Annotated in this window: 10 protein-coding genes; 2 read left to right on the top strand and 8 right to left on the bottom strand. The window is 70.4% G+C overall.

Translation table 11 applies throughout. The annotated features are described in order from the left end of the window. Positions 1 to 25: 25 nt before the first annotated feature. The 3 genes from ACFY36_RS03485 to ACFY36_RS03475 form a co-directional block, all read right to left on the bottom strand. Positions 26 to 1,558, bottom strand: a complete 1,533-nt coding sequence (locus tag ACFY36_RS03485; protein ID WP_499744290.1) for a peroxidase family protein — start codon at positions 1,556 to 1,558, stop codon at positions 26 to 28. A 128-nt stretch (positions 1,559 to 1,686) separates the two neighbouring features. Then, positions 1,687 to 2,211 carry a DUF6985 domain-containing protein gene (locus ACFY36_RS03480; protein WP_499744289.1) on the bottom strand — a complete coding sequence of 175 codons (525 nt, stop codon included), beginning with the start codon at positions 2,209 to 2,211 and terminating at the stop codon, positions 1,687 to 1,689. A gap of 18 nt (positions 2,212 to 2,229) precedes the next feature. Then, entirely contained in the window at positions 2,230 to 5,520 is a 3,291-nt protein-coding gene (locus ACFY36_RS03475; RefSeq protein WP_499744288.1) for a beta-L-arabinofuranosidase domain-containing protein, read from the bottom strand. A 163-nt stretch (positions 5,521 to 5,683) separates the two neighbouring features. On the opposite strand from ACFY36_RS03475, the gene ACFY36_RS03470 reads away from it, so the two are divergent. After that, on the top strand, positions 5,684 to 6,907 hold the full coding sequence (locus ACFY36_RS03470) for a VWA domain-containing protein (RefSeq protein WP_499744287.1): 1,224 nt from the start codon (positions 5,684 to 5,686) through the stop codon (positions 6,905 to 6,907). Further along, positions 6,907 to 7,635, top strand: coding sequence for a peptidase (locus tag ACFY36_RS03465; protein WP_499744286.1), 729 nt, complete (start codon positions 6,907 to 6,909; stop codon positions 7,633 to 7,635). The genes ACFY36_RS03470 and ACFY36_RS03465 overlap by 1 nt, the downstream gene beginning before the upstream one ends. Positions 7,636 to 7,660: 25 nt before the next feature. Here the strand turns inward: ACFY36_RS03465 and ACFY36_RS03460 are convergent, their stop codons facing one another. The 5 genes from ACFY36_RS03460 to ACFY36_RS03440 all read right to left on the bottom strand — a co-directional run bounded on the left by ACFY36_RS03460 (position 7,661) and on the right by ACFY36_RS03440 (position 16,639). Next, positions 7,661 to 10,393 (bottom strand): helix-turn-helix transcriptional regulator, encoded by a 2,733-nt coding sequence (locus ACFY36_RS03460; protein WP_499744285.1) that lies wholly within the window; start codon positions 10,391 to 10,393, stop codon positions 7,661 to 7,663. Between the two features lie 734 nt (positions 10,394 to 11,127). Further along, the gene (locus tag ACFY36_RS03455) at positions 11,128 to 11,496 is read right to left on the bottom strand and encodes a hypothetical protein (protein ID WP_499744284.1); all 369 of its coding nucleotides are present in this window, start codon (positions 11,494 to 11,496) and stop codon (positions 11,128 to 11,130) included. Between the two features lie 717 nt (positions 11,497 to 12,213). Beyond that, complete coding sequence (locus ACFY36_RS03450; protein WP_499744283.1) at positions 12,214 to 13,212, bottom strand: maleylpyruvate isomerase family mycothiol-dependent enzyme; 999 nt, start codon at positions 13,210 to 13,212, stop codon at positions 12,214 to 12,216. Continuing rightward, positions 13,209 to 13,793 (bottom strand): RNA polymerase sigma factor, encoded by a 585-nt coding sequence (locus ACFY36_RS03445; RefSeq protein ID WP_499744282.1) that lies wholly within the window; start codon positions 13,791 to 13,793, stop codon positions 13,209 to 13,211. Before ACFY36_RS03445 ends, ACFY36_RS03450 begins: the two co-directional genes overlap by 4 nt. A gap of 23 nt (positions 13,794 to 13,816) precedes the next feature. Continuing rightward, positions 13,817 to 16,639, bottom strand: coding sequence for a beta-galactosidase (locus ACFY36_RS03440; RefSeq protein WP_499744281.1), 2,823 nt, complete (start codon positions 16,637 to 16,639; stop codon positions 13,817 to 13,819). Positions 16,640 to 16,681: the final 42 nt, after the last annotated feature.

Below are 16,681 nucleotides of genomic sequence, written 5' to 3'. Positions count from 1 at the left end.
CACCGAGTAGATCACGGCCGGCCGGTTACGCCACCCCAGCGAACGTGAGCAGATCGGTCATCGTGAACGGCCCGCCACGCGTTCCGTTGCGGCGCGGCAGGTCCGGTGTCCAGCCGCCGCGCACGTTGCGGTACGACTGCGGATCGGCCTCCAGCAATCCGAAGAACACCTCGGCCACGATACGGCTGCCGACCTGGCCGAGCCGCTGGCCATGGTGCTGGATCAGCGCCTCCTTGAGCACGTAGTACCAGAGCGGGGTGCTGTCACGGAAACCCAGCGGGTGCAGCTCGGCCGTCTCCGCCGCCGTGAGCGCGGTGTAGTGGAACCGCGCTGCGATGTCCTGGCCGGAGGCGATGCCGTGCTGGAGGTGCCGTTCGAGGTTGCGGCCGGCCAGCGACTTGAGGTCGTCGTCCGGCTCGATCAGCCCGGGGCCCACCGGCAGGTCGAACAGGGGCGAGGACAGGTACGGGTCGATGCGCTTGTTCTGCTTGACCTTGTCGACGACGTTCCCGGTGTCCTGGTCGATCTCCTTGGTGCCGAAGTCGAAGAAGTTGTCCCACTCGACGAATCGGCGCGGGGCCCGGCGCCCGCCGCGCAGGTCGTTCGGGTCGCCCTCCCGCGGGTCGACCCGGCGGTCGAAGATCGGCGCGCCGAAGCCGACGTTGAGCTTGTAGCCGGGCCGGATCTGGCTGTGCCCGAACCGGTAGGCGGCGACCTGGAACTCGCGCGGGATCTTCTCGGTCATCTCCTCCCGGTACACCTCCGGGCCGTTGCTCTCGACGGCGGCGAAGACGACCGGGTCGAGGGTCGCGGTCAGGAACTGGTTGACCACGATCCACTGGTAGTGGCGGCGGACCGAGCACTGGGCCCACTCGAACAGCTTGCGCGGCCGCTCCGTGGGTTCCAGAAGGGCCAGGTCGGCCGCGCGGGTCACGGCCAGGTGGTCGGTGACCTCGTTGTGGAAGCGCAGGAAGGCCAGGTGCAGCTGCGAGATGATGACGTTCTCGTCGTTGCGCGGGTCGGCGATGATGGCCCGCTGCTGGCTGGTCCTCGGCAGGTCACGGGGCGCGTCGAAGTCGATGAGGAACTTGATCGGCGCCGCCCGGTCCAGCTCGGACGCCCGGTCGTAGAGGTGACGGTCCTTGTCCGGGCCCCGGCCGTAGACGCTGTCCAGGTCGAAGAAGCGGCTGCGCAGGTTCGGGCTCTTCGTCTGCCCACGCCGGATCGGCATCGGGTCGAAGGTCAGGTCGTGGTCGATGAACTGCCCGAGGAAGGTGAACCCGACGGTCATGTCCGGATTCGGATTGTCGGGGTTGCGGATCGGGTTGGCCCCGATCGGGTTGGTGACGGTGACCCGGGGGTCCCGCGCGTCCATCAACCCGTCACGCCGGCCGAGCTCGCGGACGTTGTGGATGACCGCGTCGGTGTCGGGGGCGAAGGGGTCGAGCTCGGGGAACATCTTGGTGAAGTCGTCCGGCTCCTCCGCGGCGACCTGGCAGTGGAGCGCGTCCTGCAACATGTGAGCGTCTTGGAGTGGCGGCCGTTCGATCAGATCCATCAGGGCTCCAGCGAGTGGGTTCGAATCGGGCGAAAGTTGCAAATCGCACCCGGCTGAGGCCAGCGTAGGTCCGGCCGCCACCCGCGGGAGGGGCGATGCTCTGACTCCCGAGTCGGAAAGCCGACTCTCTAGCGATAGACGACGTTCGTCAGGGAGGGGTCGCCGTAGGCGGAGGCGTTTGTCAGGTGGCCGTCGTACGGGCCCACCTTGCTCACCGTGCGGCCGTCGCGGAAGACCAGCTGCAGGCCGTGTTCGGGCTCCCAGGCGCACTCGCATTCCAGCGAGACGTAGACGTGGTGGTCGGTGTACGTATCCCGGGACACTGTGGGCTCTCGGCCCAGCGTTATGTGGTCCAGGACGTCGCCGGGGCCTGCGATCTCGACGTCGACGGCGTCGGTGGACTCGGCCACGTCCCGGTAGTAGGCGAAGATCGCTGGGACGGCCGCCTCCAAGGCCGCGCGGTTCAGCGCCACGAACGCCCGCACCGCCTCATGGAAGTCCTCCGGCGCCTCGTCGTCGCTGTAACCGTCGAGGATGACGGGCACCGGTGGCCCGCCGAGCAGGGGAATCTCGACGGGGCCGACCGTGTGCCACTCCTCGTCCGGCACCTCGGTCACGGCGCCGATCCCGGTTATCTCCGCCTTTTTCACCACCGGCCGATCATAAGGGCGTCAGCTGTAGGCCGCCTCGAACGAAGCTGTCACCTGCCCTCCGCTCACTGTGCCGGTGGCCTTCACCGTGGCCGTGCCGGACGGGATCGCGGTGGAGCGGGTGTTGAAGGACTGGTAGGCGGACTGGCCCGGGGCGACCGCGGTGACCGTTCTGGAGCCGTACGGGGTGGTCAGCTCCAGGGTCAGCGGGACGCTGTCGGTGTTGCGGGCGGTGACCGCCACGTAGACGGTCGTGCCGATGCGCTGGGTGCGGGCCTGCACGTCGACGCTGAGGGCGGCGCCCGGTGACAGCTCGCGGTCGGCGGCCGTCGCACGGGCCACGATCGTGTTCCGCTCGGCCGCGGTGAAGACGCCGGCTGTCACGAAGGCGTCCGCGGTCTGGGTGACGGTGGCTACGAACTGGGCGTGGGTGGCGAAGGGCGCCTTGTCCCAGACCAGGTCGAGGAAGGTCGGCCCGTCGGTGCCGGGCGAGGTGATGCCGGTGACCGGGACGTCGTAGGTGGGCAGGCCGTCGTTGCGCTTGCGGTTGGGGACGCCGGTGTCGATCGAGCCGAAGACGATGGACGGCTCGACGCGGCGGAAGTACGACGAAGCGGCCTGGTTGTCGCTGATGTAGTACGGGCGCAGCGAGTAGCCGCCCGTGGTGAACGTCGGGTCGCCGGCCGCCGTCACCGCGCCGGCCGTGATCGCGGCCCGGGCGTAGTCGCCGTCGCGCTTGAGGTGGCGGTAGAGGGTGAGCTCGCGCCACTGCGTGCCGCTGCCCATGATCTGGAGCAGGATCGGGCCCCAGAAGATCGCCTGGGTGTCGGGACGGTCGAGGGCCCGCTCGATCCGGATGCTGAACGGCATCGTGATGTCGACGACGTCGCCGGGCTTCCAGGTGCGGCTCACCGTGGCGTACGAACCCGGAACGGCTTGGATGTTCTGCCCGACGCCGTTGACGGCGACCGTGAAACCGCGCTTGGCCCACGCGGGAACGCGCAGTTTGAGGGTCAGCGGGCCGGTTCCGTCGATGGTGAGCCGGGTCCGGTCCGTACGAGGGAATGAAGTCTCCTGTTTGACGGTGAAATCCCACGTCAGGGTGGAGGGCACGTAGAGGTTGACCCAGAGCGTGCCGCCGTCGGCCGATTTGAAGTAGACGGTCTCCTGATATTTGGTGTGGTTCTCCAGGCCCGTTCCGCCGCAACAGGTGCCCGTGTTTCCGTAGCTGCGGACCGTGCCCGATCCGGCCGGCTGGAAATAGGTCACCTGGGGATCGCTGGTCGACGTGGTGTCGGCGCGCGAGCCGAGGATCATGTTGTAGAGGCCGCGCTCGTAATAGTCCAGATAGGCCGGATCGTGCTCGTGCAGGAAGAGATTACGGGCCAACTTCATCAGGTTGTACGTCGTGCAGGTCTCGGCGCCGCTGGTGGGCACCGAGTTGGCGATGTTCCCGCGGTTCTGGAAGAGCTCGAGGTTGTTGTTGGAGCCCGGGTAATTGCCCCCGGCGCCGCCGTGGGCGAACGTCCGGTGCGGCACCACCATGCCGTAGAAATTCTTGGCCGCCGTGAAGTAGTCCTGGCCGCCGCCCTGCTCGAAGACGCGCAGATAGCCGATGAACTGCGGCACGTGGGTGTTGGCGTGCAGCCGTTCGGGACGGCGGCGGCCGGGACGGTTCTGCGGCGTGACCACGAGAATGTCGCGGTTCTCGACGGTGGCGCCGAACAGCGATTCGCGATTGTCGAAGGCCTTGGCCGTCTCGAGGTGCTTGTCGTCGCCGGTGAGCGCGGCGATCTCGGGGAAGACCTCGTTGGCGCCGCCGAATTCGCCGCCGATGTAGAGGTCCCACATGTAGTTGAGGTCGTCGCGGGTGAGCGGGCCCTCGTAGTCGGGGTGGTTCTTGTCGCCGACGGTCAGCGCGAGATGGGCCCAGTCGGCCATTTTCGTGACGACCTCGAGGGCTTGGGCGTTGCCGGCGTTGTAGTACGCGTCGAGCAGGCCCCGCATGATCTTGTGCTGGGTGTACCAGGGCGCCCAGGTGTTGGTCTGCGCGTTGCCGCCGTAGACGGCCCAGCGCGGCGGGCCCAGGCGCAGCACCGCGTCCTCGGGGATGGCGCCGAGATAGCCCGGGAAGGTGGGCACCCAGTCGGCCGGCCCCTCGGTCGAGGCGGCCACCACGCCGGCGTCGCGGCCGTTGGGCGAGGAGTCCTTCAGCGCGGTGCCGCCGGCCTCCTCGAACCGGTACCAGGCGATGTTGCCGCCGCCCGTGGTCGCGGTCTGCAGGGCGGTCAGCTCGGCCTGGCTCAGCGCCCGGTCGAAGATGTGGAATTCGTCGATGGTGGCGTCGAGGAACGGGTCGCCGTACTGCGACCGGCCGATCCACCGGTTGCCGGGGTTGCCGAGGTTGGACGGGTTCAGGGTCATGTTCGTGTTGGTGCCGGCCGGCTGCCCGTTGACGTAGAGCGTGCCGACGCGGCCGGCGAGCGTCACCGCGATGTGCACCCACTGTCCGACCGGCAGCGCGGTGGTGCCGTTGATCTGCTGCTCGCCGCCGGAGCCACCGACGGTGATGGCGAAGCGCGGCACGTTGCCGGTGACGCCGGCCCGCGGGGTCAGGAACATGTTGATCGCGGTGGACTGCCCGAAGTCGAACAGGCGGGTCCAGCTCGCGGTGGAGCCGAGGTTGATCCAGGTGGCGATGGTGAAGTCGGTGAGCTGGTTGATCGCCTCCTGGGGCAGGGTGCAGTACTGCGCCGGGGTGCCCCCGTTGAGCCGCAGGCCGTTGCCGATCCGGCCCGGCACCCGGCCGATCGTGGCCGCCGGCTCCTCTCCCCCGCCGCCACCGCCGGTCTCCATCCGGGCTGTGATGGCGGCCTGGCAGGCGGCCAGCTCGCCGACCATCCAGTCCAGCTTGGTCTTGTAGACGGCTTCGCCCTGATCGGCGTACGCCTGGGCCAGAGCCGTCAGGTAATGCCCGGCCCAGTGCCCACTGAGCAGCCCGCCGTCCTCCCAGCCGCCGGGCACCGCGACGCCGGCCGGGTTGGGGCGGCCGGCCTGGTTGTTGAAGAGGACCACGAAGCGGCGCTCGTCGAAGACGCGCAGCCAGGCCTTGGTGCGGTCGCGCTTCTCCTGGAGCAGCCCGGTGCCGAGGCGCACGTCGCCGAGCGGGAACGGCCGAACCGGGGCGGTCGCGCCGGGGCCCTCCGTAGCGGCGAGCGCGGGCACGGACGCCGACGAGAACTCCAAGCCGGCGAAGGCGGCGGTGCTGAGCGTTGAGACTTGCAGGAACTGACGACGGTTGACCGGTGCCATCCAGCTGTCCTTCCGGCGCGGATTACGAAAACCTTTTCGGGATCGTGTCAGCGTGTTTCTTTCATGTCAACGGGTCGTTTCGCGCCGCTCACCGAAACGTTTTCGGTGAGGGCGGAACACCCCGGCGCCGCGCCGGTGCGAACACGCTTTATGATCTTGCCGCGTGATCCATAAAAGACTGTCCATATTGGTATTAGTCGGGTTGATCGCCACATCATGGGTTCTGGGGGCCTCCCCGGCCCGGGCCGACGAGACCGAGGTCGCGCCCCAGGTGGAGCTGGTCCTCGACGTCAGCGGCTCCATGCGCGCCAAGGACATCGACGGCCAGACGAGGATCGCGGTCGCCAAACGGGCCTTCGGCCAGGTCGTCGACGCGCTGCCGGAAACCACCCAGCTCGGCATCCGGGTGCTCGGCGCCACCTATCCGGGCGACGACAAGAAGAAGGGCTGCCTCGACACCCAGCAGATCGTCCCGGTCGGCCCGGTCGACCCGGCCGTGGCCAAGGCGGCCATCGCCGCGCTCAAGCCCACCGGATACACCCCCATCGGCCTGGCCCTGCGGGCCGCCGCGAAGGACCTCGGCACCGGCGAGGGCGCCCGGCGCATCGTGCTGATCACCGACGGCGAGGACACCTGCACGCCGCCCGACCCGTGCACGGTGGCCCGTGAGCTGGCCGCGCAGGGCACCAAGCTGGTGGTCGACACCCTCGGCCTCACCCCCGACGAGAAGACCCGCAAGCAGTTGGTCTGCATCTCCACGGCGACCGGCGGCACGTACGCGTCGGCCCAGAGCGAGCAGGAGCTGACCGACCGGGTGCAGCAGCTGGTCGACCGGGCGGCGCTGCCGCCGCCGGTGACGCCCGCGGCGGTCACCGGCACCGAGTCGTGCGACAAGGCGCCCGTGCTCTCCCCCGGCGTCTTCAGCGACCGGGAGCGGATCGGCGAGCACCGCTACTACCGGGTCTCCCTGCAGGCCGACCAGGAGCTGCGGGCCTCGGTCAGTGTGGCTCTGGACCGCCCGGTGAACCGGGATTACGGCGTACTGCTGAAAGCAGTGACCGAAAACGGCCGTGAGCTGGTCCGGGGTCTGGACGCGGCCAGCGGGCGGGCCGACGTCATCTCGGCCGGCCTGCGCTGGTCCGCCCCCGAGCCGACGGACGTCTGCGTGATCGTCAGCAACTCGTTCGCGTCCACCACGTCGGCCGCCGCCCCCGGCATGCCGCTCGAGCTGAGCATCGACACCGTGGCCGCCTCGACCGCCCCGGACGCGCCCGGACTGGGCCGCGGCTGGCTGCTCCTGCTGGTCCTGGCCGTGGCCGGACTCATCGCCGGCGTCCTGGCCGGCTGGCTGACCCGCTGGTGGGTCGCCACCTGGAGGGAGAACTGATGTCCATTTTCCTGGCCGCCCTGCTGCTGGCGCCGACCGGCGCGGGAAGCGCGGGCACTTCCTATCTGACGGCGACCCCGATCGACGCCACCCGCCCGGCTCAGGTCTCGGCCGTCACCGGCGACTACCTCTACTGGTCGTTCCCGGCCACGGCCGGCCAGCAACCCGATCTGAACGCCAAGGTCACATTGCCACCGGTGGCCGACCGGCACGGCTACCAGGCGTGGACGATCGAGGTCTTCGACGGCCTGCGCCGCCGCCAGCCGTGCGTGGCCGGCGAACAGAGCCCGATCGTCACCAACGACGCCACCGAGGTCGCCCTGGGCTGCAGGCTGAGGCAGGTGCGCTCGTGGGCCGAGCCGTCGGATCAGGACCCTCTCCCGGGTACGTACTACGTGCGCCTCTCCTCGACGGCCCTGCCCGAGCAGGACCTGGGCCTGCCGGTGAAGGTAGACCTGACCCTGACCGCCGAGAAGGGCGACACGGGAGCCGACCAGGGCAAACTGGCCGCCCCGCTGAACCCGGTCAACCGCCCCGGCACGGTCACGACGGACACGCCCACCCCGGCCCCGTCCGCGTCCGCCGCCGCCGGCGATTCGTCGTGGGCCTCAGACCTCGTCCCCGAGTTCTCGTCCCGCTGGGTGTGGACCGCCGGCGGCGGCATCCTGGCCGCGATCGCCGGCCTGGTCGGCTTCTCCTTCACCCGCAGGCGCGCCCGCCGTCCATGACAAGCGCTCGCCCGGGCCGCTGCTCTCACGGCCCGGGCGTGCTCGCCGGATCGCGGGGCAGGGCCTCCCGTAGCTGGCGGCGGGAAGTCACGCCGAGCTTGGTGAAGACCTTGCGCAAGTGCCACTCGACCGTGCGCGGGCTCAGGAACAGGCGCTCGCCCACCTCCGGGTTGGAGAAGCCGTCGCGGGCCAGCACCGCTATCTGCCTCTCCTGGGCGGTGAGCTCGTCACTGACCAAGACCTCGGCCGTACGCCGGCGGACCGCCTCGCCCGTGCCGAGCAGTTCCCGGCGCGCGCGTTCGGCGAACGCCTCCAGGCCCATCGCGGCGAACATCTCGTGAGCCGTCCGCAGGTGTTCGCGGGCCTCGGCCGGCTGGTGCGCGGCCCGCAGCCATTCGCCGTAGAGCAGCTCGGCGCGCGCCAGCTCGGCCCGCAGGCCGGTGCGCCCGAGGCGCTCGATCGCCGTACGGAAAAGGGCTGGCGCCTCGTCGCTCAGAAGGGCCTGGCAGCGAGCCAGCGTGCCCTGTCCCCAGTCCGTGTCGCACGGGCCCACGACCTCCGTGAGGCGGTCCAGCGCCTCCTTGGCCACCTCGAGCTCGCCGACCCTCGCCGCCGCCTCGACCAGCTCGGGCAGCGCCCACTCGGCCACCCAGATCACCGAGATGCCCGAGGCGACCCGGGCCGCCGCCATCGCCTCGGCGAAGCGGCCCAGACCGTTGTTCAGCACCGCCGACGACCACTGGGAGATGGCCACGCCCAGCGCCTCGCCCTTCGCCTCGGCCCGGGCCACCGTCTCGGCCAGCAGCGCCGACGCCTGCGGCTCCCGGCCGCGCAGGGCGGTCAGGCGCAGGCGTACGAACGGGGAGATGGGCAGGCCCAGCGCGCCCGCCACCGTCTCCGCCTCGGCGGCGAGCGCGGCCGCCCGGTCGAGGTCGCCGGTGAACGAGGTCGCCATGCCGGCCGCGGTCAGGTCGAACGGCAGATGGGCGAGCGCTCCGCCGGCCCGGACGACCTCGACCTGACGGTCGGAGAGCTCGCGCATGGCGGCGTCGTCCCAGATCGACGGCGGCACCGCGTTGGCCACCCAGCCCCACAGCAGGGCGTCGGCGAGCGGCAGGTCGATCACCAGGGGCGTGGCCCGGCGCAGCAGCCGCACCGCCTCGGAGCGGCGGCCGGTCAGCAGCTCGGCGTAGCCGTCGAGGACCAGGTCGAGCGCGTGCGGGCCACCTTCGCGCGGCGGCAGCGCGGCCGTCGACCGGGCGGTCGCCTCCAGCGTGGGCCGGTCGCCCGCCATCAACGCCGCGCCCCAGGCCAGCATGTAGGTCTCGCGGGCCAGGTCCATGTCGTACGGCTCGAGCCGCTGGGCCGCGGCGAGCAGCGCACCGGGCGCCTCGCCGGTGCGGCCGGCCGCGAACGCGATGTGGCCACGGATCAGCTCGGCCCGCGCCCGCGGGAACTCGTCGCCGGCGCCGCGCCGGGCCAGGCCGGCGAAGCGGCTCGCGGCCTCGATGTCACCGGCCTGCAGGGTGGCCTCGGCCGCGGCCAGGGCCCGCCGCACGCGCTGCTGAGCGTCGAGGGTCAGCCGCACCGAGCGCTGGAGGAACGCCGCCGCGGCGGCCAGCCCGCCGCGGGCCTGTGCCCGCCCGGCCGACCTCTCCAGCTCGGCCGCCACCTCCTCGTCGGGGCCGGCCGCGGCCGCCGCCCGATGCCACGCGCGGCGGTCGGGGTCGGTGGTCTCGTCGGTGACCTCGGCCAGGGCCAGGTGCACGGCCCGGCGCTGTCCCGGATCGCCCGCCTGATAGACGGCCGAGCGCACCAGCGGATGACGGAAGGTCACCCGCTCGTCGATGGAGAGCAGCCCGTCGGTGCCCTCGGCCAGCGCGGCCGCCGGGTCGATGCCGAGCCGCTCGGCCGCCGCCCACACCAGCACCGGGTCACCGAGGGGCTCGGCCGCCGCGATCAGCAGCAGCGTGCGGGTCGGCGCCGGGAAGCCGCCGACACGGTTGAGGAAGCTCTGCTCGATGTGGCCGGGCAGCGAGTCGCCGCTGCGCAGCAGGCCCAGCCCGTCGGCGATCTCGGTCAGCGACAGCCCGCGCGGCAGCTCGACCAGCGCCAGCGGGTTGCCGCGGGTCTCGGCCACGATCCGGTCGCGGATCGACCGGTCGAGCCCGGCGTGGGTCAGCGAGCTCAGCAGGGCGTGGGCGTCGTCGTCGCGCAGCCCGGTGACCTCCAGCTCGGGCAGGCCGATCAGCGCCGGATCCCGCTCACGGCTGGCGAACAGCAGCGCCACCGACTCGGCCAGCAGCCGCCGGGCGACGAAGCTGAGCGTCTGGGCCGAGGACCGGTCGAGCCACTGCGCGTCGTCGACGACACAGAGCAGCGGGGACTCCTCGGAGGCTTCGGAGAGCAGGCTCAGCACGGCCAGGCCGACCAGGAACCGGTCGGGCGGGTTGCCGCTGCGCAGCCCGAGCACGGTCTCGAGCGCGTGGCGCTGCACCTCGGGCAGCCGGGGCAGCAGGTCGAGCAGCGGCCCGCACAGCTGGTGCAGGGCGGCGAAGGCCAGCTCCATCTCCGACTCGACACCGGACGCCCGCAGCACCCGCAGCCCGCCGGGCCGCCCACGGGCGTAGTCGAGCAGCGCGGTCTTGCCGACGCCGGCCCCGCCGTGCAGGGCCAGGACGCGGCTCTCACCGCTGCGGACGGCAGCGATCATCCGATCGATCGCGGCGCATTCCTGGCGCCGTCCCAGCAGCTCCACCACGTCATCCTCGCCGAACCCGGACGGGATGAGAATCGTGCGTAAGTGGGATCACACGGCTTTCCCTCCGCGCCGAAGGACGGAGCCTCGTGCGGGAACTGGCTGGTCGACGTACATGACATCGAAGCGTTCCGGGCGGACCCATCCGAAGTCCCCGGCTTCAGCCGTCAGAGGGCCACCGCCCTCCGATTCCCGCCTCAACGACCACCGGCCCGCCGCCACGTGGCGGCCCCAGCGACAGTGCCGACTGCGGAGCGGCGATCAGAGCTACGGATGGTGACGGTCGCCTCGGCGACGGCCCTGCCATGACCGCGGCAAAGAGTAACGTCTCGCGCCGCTGATCTCGCCATCTCCGCCAGTGGTGACGTCTCCGACGCCCAAGAAGCGACGACCTGAGCGGGCGGCGGACAGCGGCATGAGAATGTGCTTCTCGGTGGCTGGAAACGCTTTATTTTGATTGGCGTGATCGTTTCTTTGCTGTCGATCTTCGGGGTGCGGGATAATGGTTTATGGCGCAGCTGGGGTTCTTTTCCAGGTCAGTTATTGCTGGCATGCGGGATTGGTCGGGGGTGCCGAGTCATTCGCCGGAGATGGTGGAGTTCCGGCGTGGTCATGACCAGCGGCGGCAATGGGGTCTTAAACGACGCCATGCGTTGAAGCTGTGCCGGTTACATGGGTGTTCGCGGTTGTGCGGGGAGTTGGGTCTGCATGATTCGACCGAGCGGATACCGCCGTTAATCTGGGACGACGAGATCAGCTGGGCGCGGCGCCCATGTCGGCCCGTTGAGCAGGCGGTGGCCGTTTCTGTCCCCGACGGTGTGCCGGTCAGTTGTACAGACAGGCCGGCCGAGGCCGACCCGGTAGTGCGGGCCGAACCGGCCACCCAAGCCGAGCCGGCAGCCCGGGACGAATCGGCTATCGAGGCTGAGCAGGCAGTCCGGGCCGAGCAGGCAGTCCGAGTCGAGCCGGCCGCCGACGCTGAGCAGGCAGTCCGAGTCGAGCCGGCCGCCGACGCTGAGCAGGCAGTCCGAGTCGAGTCGACCGCCGACGCTGAGCAGGCAGTCCGGGCCGAGCGGGCAGCGTGGGCCGAACCGACTGTCCATGCCGAGGCGGATGCGCGGGCCGAGCCGGCCGTTGAAGCCGGGACGGCAACGTGGTCCGGATCGACGGCTCGGGCTGAGGTGGTGGAACGGGTTGAAGCGGTGACGCCGGACCGGCCGGAGGATCAAGCGAAAATCACCGCCCGGGCCGAGCCCACCGGACCGGGCGGATCCTCACGCACCACGCGTAGCCGCCGGCCGGGCCATCTAAGAATCAAGAGCTCGCATGACTCTGGCCGCCGGCGCCCAATTGCGGGCAATACACGTATCGGCAGTGACGTCACCAAATTATCAGCGACACCAGAATGGCGACCGAGGCGATCTCCGCAGTCGGCTGAAACGCACCGCCGACGCTTCAACGGCGGGCGCCTTCGAAGGGCATGCAAAACGATTACTTCCATAAGCTTCATCGGCAGATCCGCGCGCTCGTATCGAGGTTGCGTCATGGTCGCCGGCAGGGAGGGTGAAGCTGGCACCCACGATGGTAAAGATCGAGGAGGGGTGTCGATTCTCGCGAGCATCTCGGCACGCGGCGGTTCAGAGGTGGGACGGTGCGCGGGGTTGCCGGGGCGAGCAGGGCCGGCCTCGGCGACCGGCCTTTCGGACGCGGTTCCGGATCAGGGCACTTGAAGGCGCCGGGCCGCGGCTTCGTGGCCCGGGTGACTTTTGCGCGGACGATCAGGGGCGGAGGGTCAGGGGCGGAGGGTCAGGGGCGGAGGGTCAGGGGACCGGGGCCATCGACGGCACGGCGGCCAGGAAAGCGCCGGCCAGAGCGGTGTCGCCCTCGGTGGTGATGGCCAGCTGGGACGGGGTGCGGCGGGCGCCGGCCAGGCGGCAGAACTCGATCACGTCCAGGGTCACGGTGGCGGCCGGCTCGACTGCGGCTGATGCCACGGTGGCCGGGTCCAGAGGCACCGTCCAGGTGCCGCCGCCGGGGCCGGTCAGGTGCAGGTGGATGACCTCGGTGGACGACAGCCGGCGGGACACCACCCTCGGCAGCAGGCGGGCGGCCAGGTCGGCCATCGGGTGGATGTGGCCGGGCAGCGGGGGCAGGGGCGGGCGGCCGGTCGCGGCGGCTATGTCCTCGCCGTGGATCCACGTCTCGTAGGCCCGGGCCGTCAGCGCGTCGGCCAGCGGGAACGGGCGGCTCAACGTCACCGTCACCGTCGACGGGGCGGGGTGGCTCGTCGCCGCCCGGCACAGCGAGTCGGCCTGGGAACGCCACGACTGGTGGGTCTGCTCCGGGGAGCGTTCGCTCTCGAAGCTCAGCACCACCTCCGTACGGGCGGCGGGGCTCAGCGGCGACGAGATCGGCGGGGACGCCGGCAGACCCAGAGCGTCCGCGACCAGGCTGTCCGTGGCCGCCAGATGGGCCACCACGTCCTTCACCGTCAGCGAATCGAACGCCGGGCGGCGCCACTCGTCCGGTGTCAGGTCGGACAGCAACAGGTCCAGGGCCGCTGTCTGCGCCGCGTACGGCAGGTCCTGCGCCGCCGGGCGGCGCCGGGCCGGTGCCGCCGCCAGCAGGCGGGACAGGGACGTCGCCGGTGGGCGCAGGTATGCGCCGCCCAGGTCGGCCGCCGCCTCGCGCAGGGCGCCGGCCTCGGTGGCGCAGGTGTCGCACGTGCCGAGGTGGGCCTCGACCAGCTCCGTCTCGTCGGGTGGGCAGGCGTCCAGCGCCCATGCCCCGATGAGCTCGGCCACGGCGTCGTGGGTCATTTTCCCTCCACCTCGCCAGTGTGCGTCTCGCGCAGCGCCTTCGCCAATCGGCGCAGGCCGTCGCGGAGCTGGGATTTCGCGGTCCCCTCGGGTATGCCCAAAACCACCGCCACCTCGCGGTAGGTGTGGCCTTCCAGATAGGCCAGGGTGATCGCCCGGCACAATCGCTCGGGCAGGGCCTTCAGCGCCTCCGTCAGGCGGGCCGCCGCGTCGGCGTCCGACACCTGCTCGCCCACCGGGTCACCACGGCTGAACGTGGCGTCGTACAGGCGGACCGACAATGAGGTACGGCGATGGGCTTCCTCCCGGCGTACGAAATCAACCGCCCTCCGATGTGCCATCATGGCCAGCCATCCGCGCAGGCTGCCCTTGGACGGCTCGAAGGCGTGCGGGCGCTGCCAGACGGCCAGGAACACCTCCTGGGTGACGTCCTCCGCGGCCGTGCTGTCGCGGGTGACGCGGACGGCGATCGTGTAGACCAGCGAGCTGAACCGTTCGTGCAGATCGATGAGGGCGGTCTCGTCCCCGTAGACGAGCCGGTCGCGCAGGTTTGCGTCATCGGTGGCACGTTGCTGGAACAAGGCGCTCACCTCCACCTCGGGCCCTACTCTAACCCCCATTTCGCCCGGTTCCAGGCCGGCGCTCGCACTGTCGGGACATCGACGCCCCCGCGTACCGTGCCCAGGTCGGTCAGGGCGACCTTCTCCAGTCCGTTGCCGGGTCCGCCGTCGCTGGTGACCGCGATGGCCAGCGTGTTGACGCCGTGCGGATCCAAAATCCCGTTGGGGAGGACGTACGTGTTCTGGGGCCCCACGTTCGCGATGTACTGCCCCATGTTCCAGCCGTTCACGTAGATCAGCGCCCGGTAGTTCGCCGCCGACCTCAATGTGGACGGGTCGCCGATCGTCAGCCCGAGCGAGGCGTCGTGGCCGTCCGGGACGGACAGTTCGAACGTCGAGCGGTACCAGGTGGTGCCGGGCCGGGCCGTCGCCGCGGGCACGGAGGCGGTCGCCCAGGTGCCGTCCGGATATCCGGGCAGGTGATAGCCGCCGAGCTCACCCGCGTTCATGATCCCGCGCACCGGGTCGGCCAGATACTCACCGCCCCGGTTGCCCTGGATCTTCCAGGTGGCCGCGCGGCCGAGCGAGGTCGAGATCAGTCCCCGCCCCTCCTTGTGCGCCTCGTCGGCGGCCATGTCCTGGGTGTGCCCGTTGTTGCGCACCATGACGGTCACGACGTGCTCGCCGCCTGAGGCCGGGGCCTCGAAGGTGGCCGTCGCCAGCCGCTGCGGCGCCGGCACACCGCTGGGCACCACGTTCTGTCCCAGATAGACGCCGTCCACCCAGGCTTGTAACAGCCCGGCGCCCCCACCGCCGTACCGGAAGCTCAGCGACTTCACCGCGCCCGTGTAGCGGCCCCGGTACCAGATGTCGCCCTGGTGGAAGCCGTAGTCGTCCGCGGTCAGCACCGGATCTCCGGCCGGCGGCTTGGTGGTGGCGGTGGTCGTGGCATGGTCGGCGACCTGCCAGCCGGTGTCGTCGGGAAGGGGCGGGGCGAATGATCGCCAGGCCAGCTCGGGCAGGGTCACCTTCGACGGCCCGTCGATCCGCCCGGCGTACGGCTCCCCGTTCCAGCGCACCCGCGAAACCCGCGCCGGCCCCCAGATCCGCAACGACGCCGGCGCGTCCGTGTCACCGGTCAAAGTCAACAAAGACCCTTCAATTGCGGCCGTACGGACCAGTGCCGGCCCACTCACCAGAACGGGCCCCGCCGTCGTGTCGTACCGCCAGAGGGAACTGATGTCATCGGTCAACAGCAGAGTCAGCGGCGGCCGCCCGCCCCCGCTGATCTTCACCTCGCGAAGACCGCCGTGGACATAGCGGAGCCGGAGATCGCCCGTGGCCGCGTCGTACGAGCTCCGCACATCGCCCGAGACGGTGGGCGCCGAGGCGTACCGCAGAACCGTTTCCCCGCTCTCGCCTTTACGCCCGGTGAACAGGGCGGTCCCTTCGAAATGGGTCACCATCTCGGACGTCGAGTAGACCAGGTGCTGCCCGTCCATGTCGTAGTCGGCGACGATGAACTTCGCGTCCTGCCCGTTCAGGCGTACGGCAAGCCGGTAATCGCCGAAGGGAAACGTGAATGAGTCGTCCGTCGTCGCGCGCGACGGATTGTGCATGGCCACGAAGAGGTGGGCGCCGGAGTCGGGATTGACGTCGTGATAGACCTTGACGTTCGGCGAGGAGGGCGTGACCGCGGGCCCGCGAACCAGCTTGGTGATGGGCGTGAAACTCTGCACGAAAAGGCCGAGCTGCTTCATCACCGTCGTTTTCGGCCGCAGCTGCCGGGCCTCGCTGATCGCCGCACCGTAATCGTAGGAGGTGTAGACGATCGGCGACGGCAGCCATCCCCACGACGTCCCGCCGAAGGTCATGTAGAAGTTCTGGATGCTGAGCCCGTTGGCGATGTTCGTGCCGTAGAACACCCGCTCGTATCCGGGCCCCGCGCCGTCGGCCGCGAGGCATTCGTACGCGTCCGGCCCGCCCCAGTAATCGAACCAGCCGCCGCCGAACTCGGCCGTGAATCCGGGCGTGTGCGGTGAGGCCGCCGCCCCCACCGAACCCCAGATCCCGAAGTCGGGCGCGTCCTTGGCCGCTCCGCCGCAGCGCTGCGGTCCCACGTAGGCGTCGAAGGCGTACAGGTCGACCGGCCCTTTCAAGGGCCCGGCCCCGCCCGGCGGCACCCAGTAGCCGTTCCGGGCCACGTCATTGTGGAAGATCGGCACCGTGATGCCGTCGGCCCGTACCCGCGAAGCCAGATGGTCCATGTACCGCTGCTGCGGCGGCCCGGTCGCGAAAAGCTCGTTCTCGATCTGCTGGAGGATGACGGTTCCGGTGCCGTTCGTGTATTGATGCCGCCGGATGATCGCGTCGATCCGCGTCATCCATTCGTCGGCCGCGGCGAGATAGCTCGGGGCGTCGCTGCGGGCCTTGCCCGGATCGTTGTTGAGCCAGCCCGGAAAGCCCCCGCTGCTGGTCTCGGCGTTGATGTACGGCCCGGGGCGCGCGATGACGTACAGCCCGATCTCCTCGGCCATGTCGAGAAGCTGGTCGACGTCGCGGATGCCGCTGAAGTCGTACACACCTTTCTTGGGCGAGTGGTACGCCCAGTTGAAGTAGATGGACACCGCGTTGAAGCCGTTGGCCTTCATCTTCTGCAGCACGTCACGCCAGAGCCCCGGGCTCGGCAGCCGCCAATAGGCGAATTCACCCGACCAGATGTACGTCCGCTTGCCGTCCAGCATGAGCGAGTACTTGTCGTACGTCACCGAATGCTTCTCCGCGACGCCGCGGGGAACGTCCGCGGTGAGCACGGCAGCCAGAACGACGAGCACCGTGACAAGCGCGGCTCTGCGGACCAAGGTCATCCGGACACGCTATCGGGACACGCCCGGCGCTCCGACCCGCAA

Origin of the sequence: Actinoplanes sp. NPDC000266 (genome assembly GCF_042899005.1) — a bacterium.
Taxonomy (GTDB): domain Bacteria; phylum Actinomycetota; class Actinomycetes; order Mycobacteriales; family Micromonosporaceae; genus Actinoplanes.
The sequence above is the reverse complement of the archived record's forward strand: the minus strand, read 5'-3'. Positions and strand labels throughout refer to the sequence as shown.

What these genes read in the sequence shown, in the direction of transcription:
- ACFY36_RS03440 (WP_499744281.1), bottom strand. Translation starts at nt 16,639, where the DNA reads ATGACCTTGGTCCGCAGAGCCGCGCTTGTCACGGTGCTCGTCGTTCTG.
- ACFY36_RS03455 (WP_499744284.1), bottom strand. Translation starts at nt 11,496, where the DNA reads ATGGACAGTCGGTTCGGCCCACGCTGCCCGCTCGGCCCGGACTGCCTG.
- ACFY36_RS03465 (WP_499744286.1), top strand. Translation starts at nt 6,907, where the DNA reads ATGTCCATTTTCCTGGCCGCCCTGCTGCTGGCGCCGACCGGCGCGGGA.
- ACFY36_RS03450 (WP_499744283.1), bottom strand. Translation starts at nt 13,212, where the DNA reads ATGACCCACGACGCCGTGGCCGAGCTCATCGGGGCATGGGCGCTGGAC.
- ACFY36_RS03485 (WP_499744290.1), bottom strand. Translation starts at nt 1,558, where the DNA reads ATGGATCTGATCGAACGGCCGCCACTCCAAGACGCTCACATGTTGCAG.
- ACFY36_RS03475 (WP_499744288.1), bottom strand. Translation starts at nt 5,520, where the DNA reads ATGGCACCGGTCAACCGTCGTCAGTTCCTGCAAGTCTCAACGCTCAGC.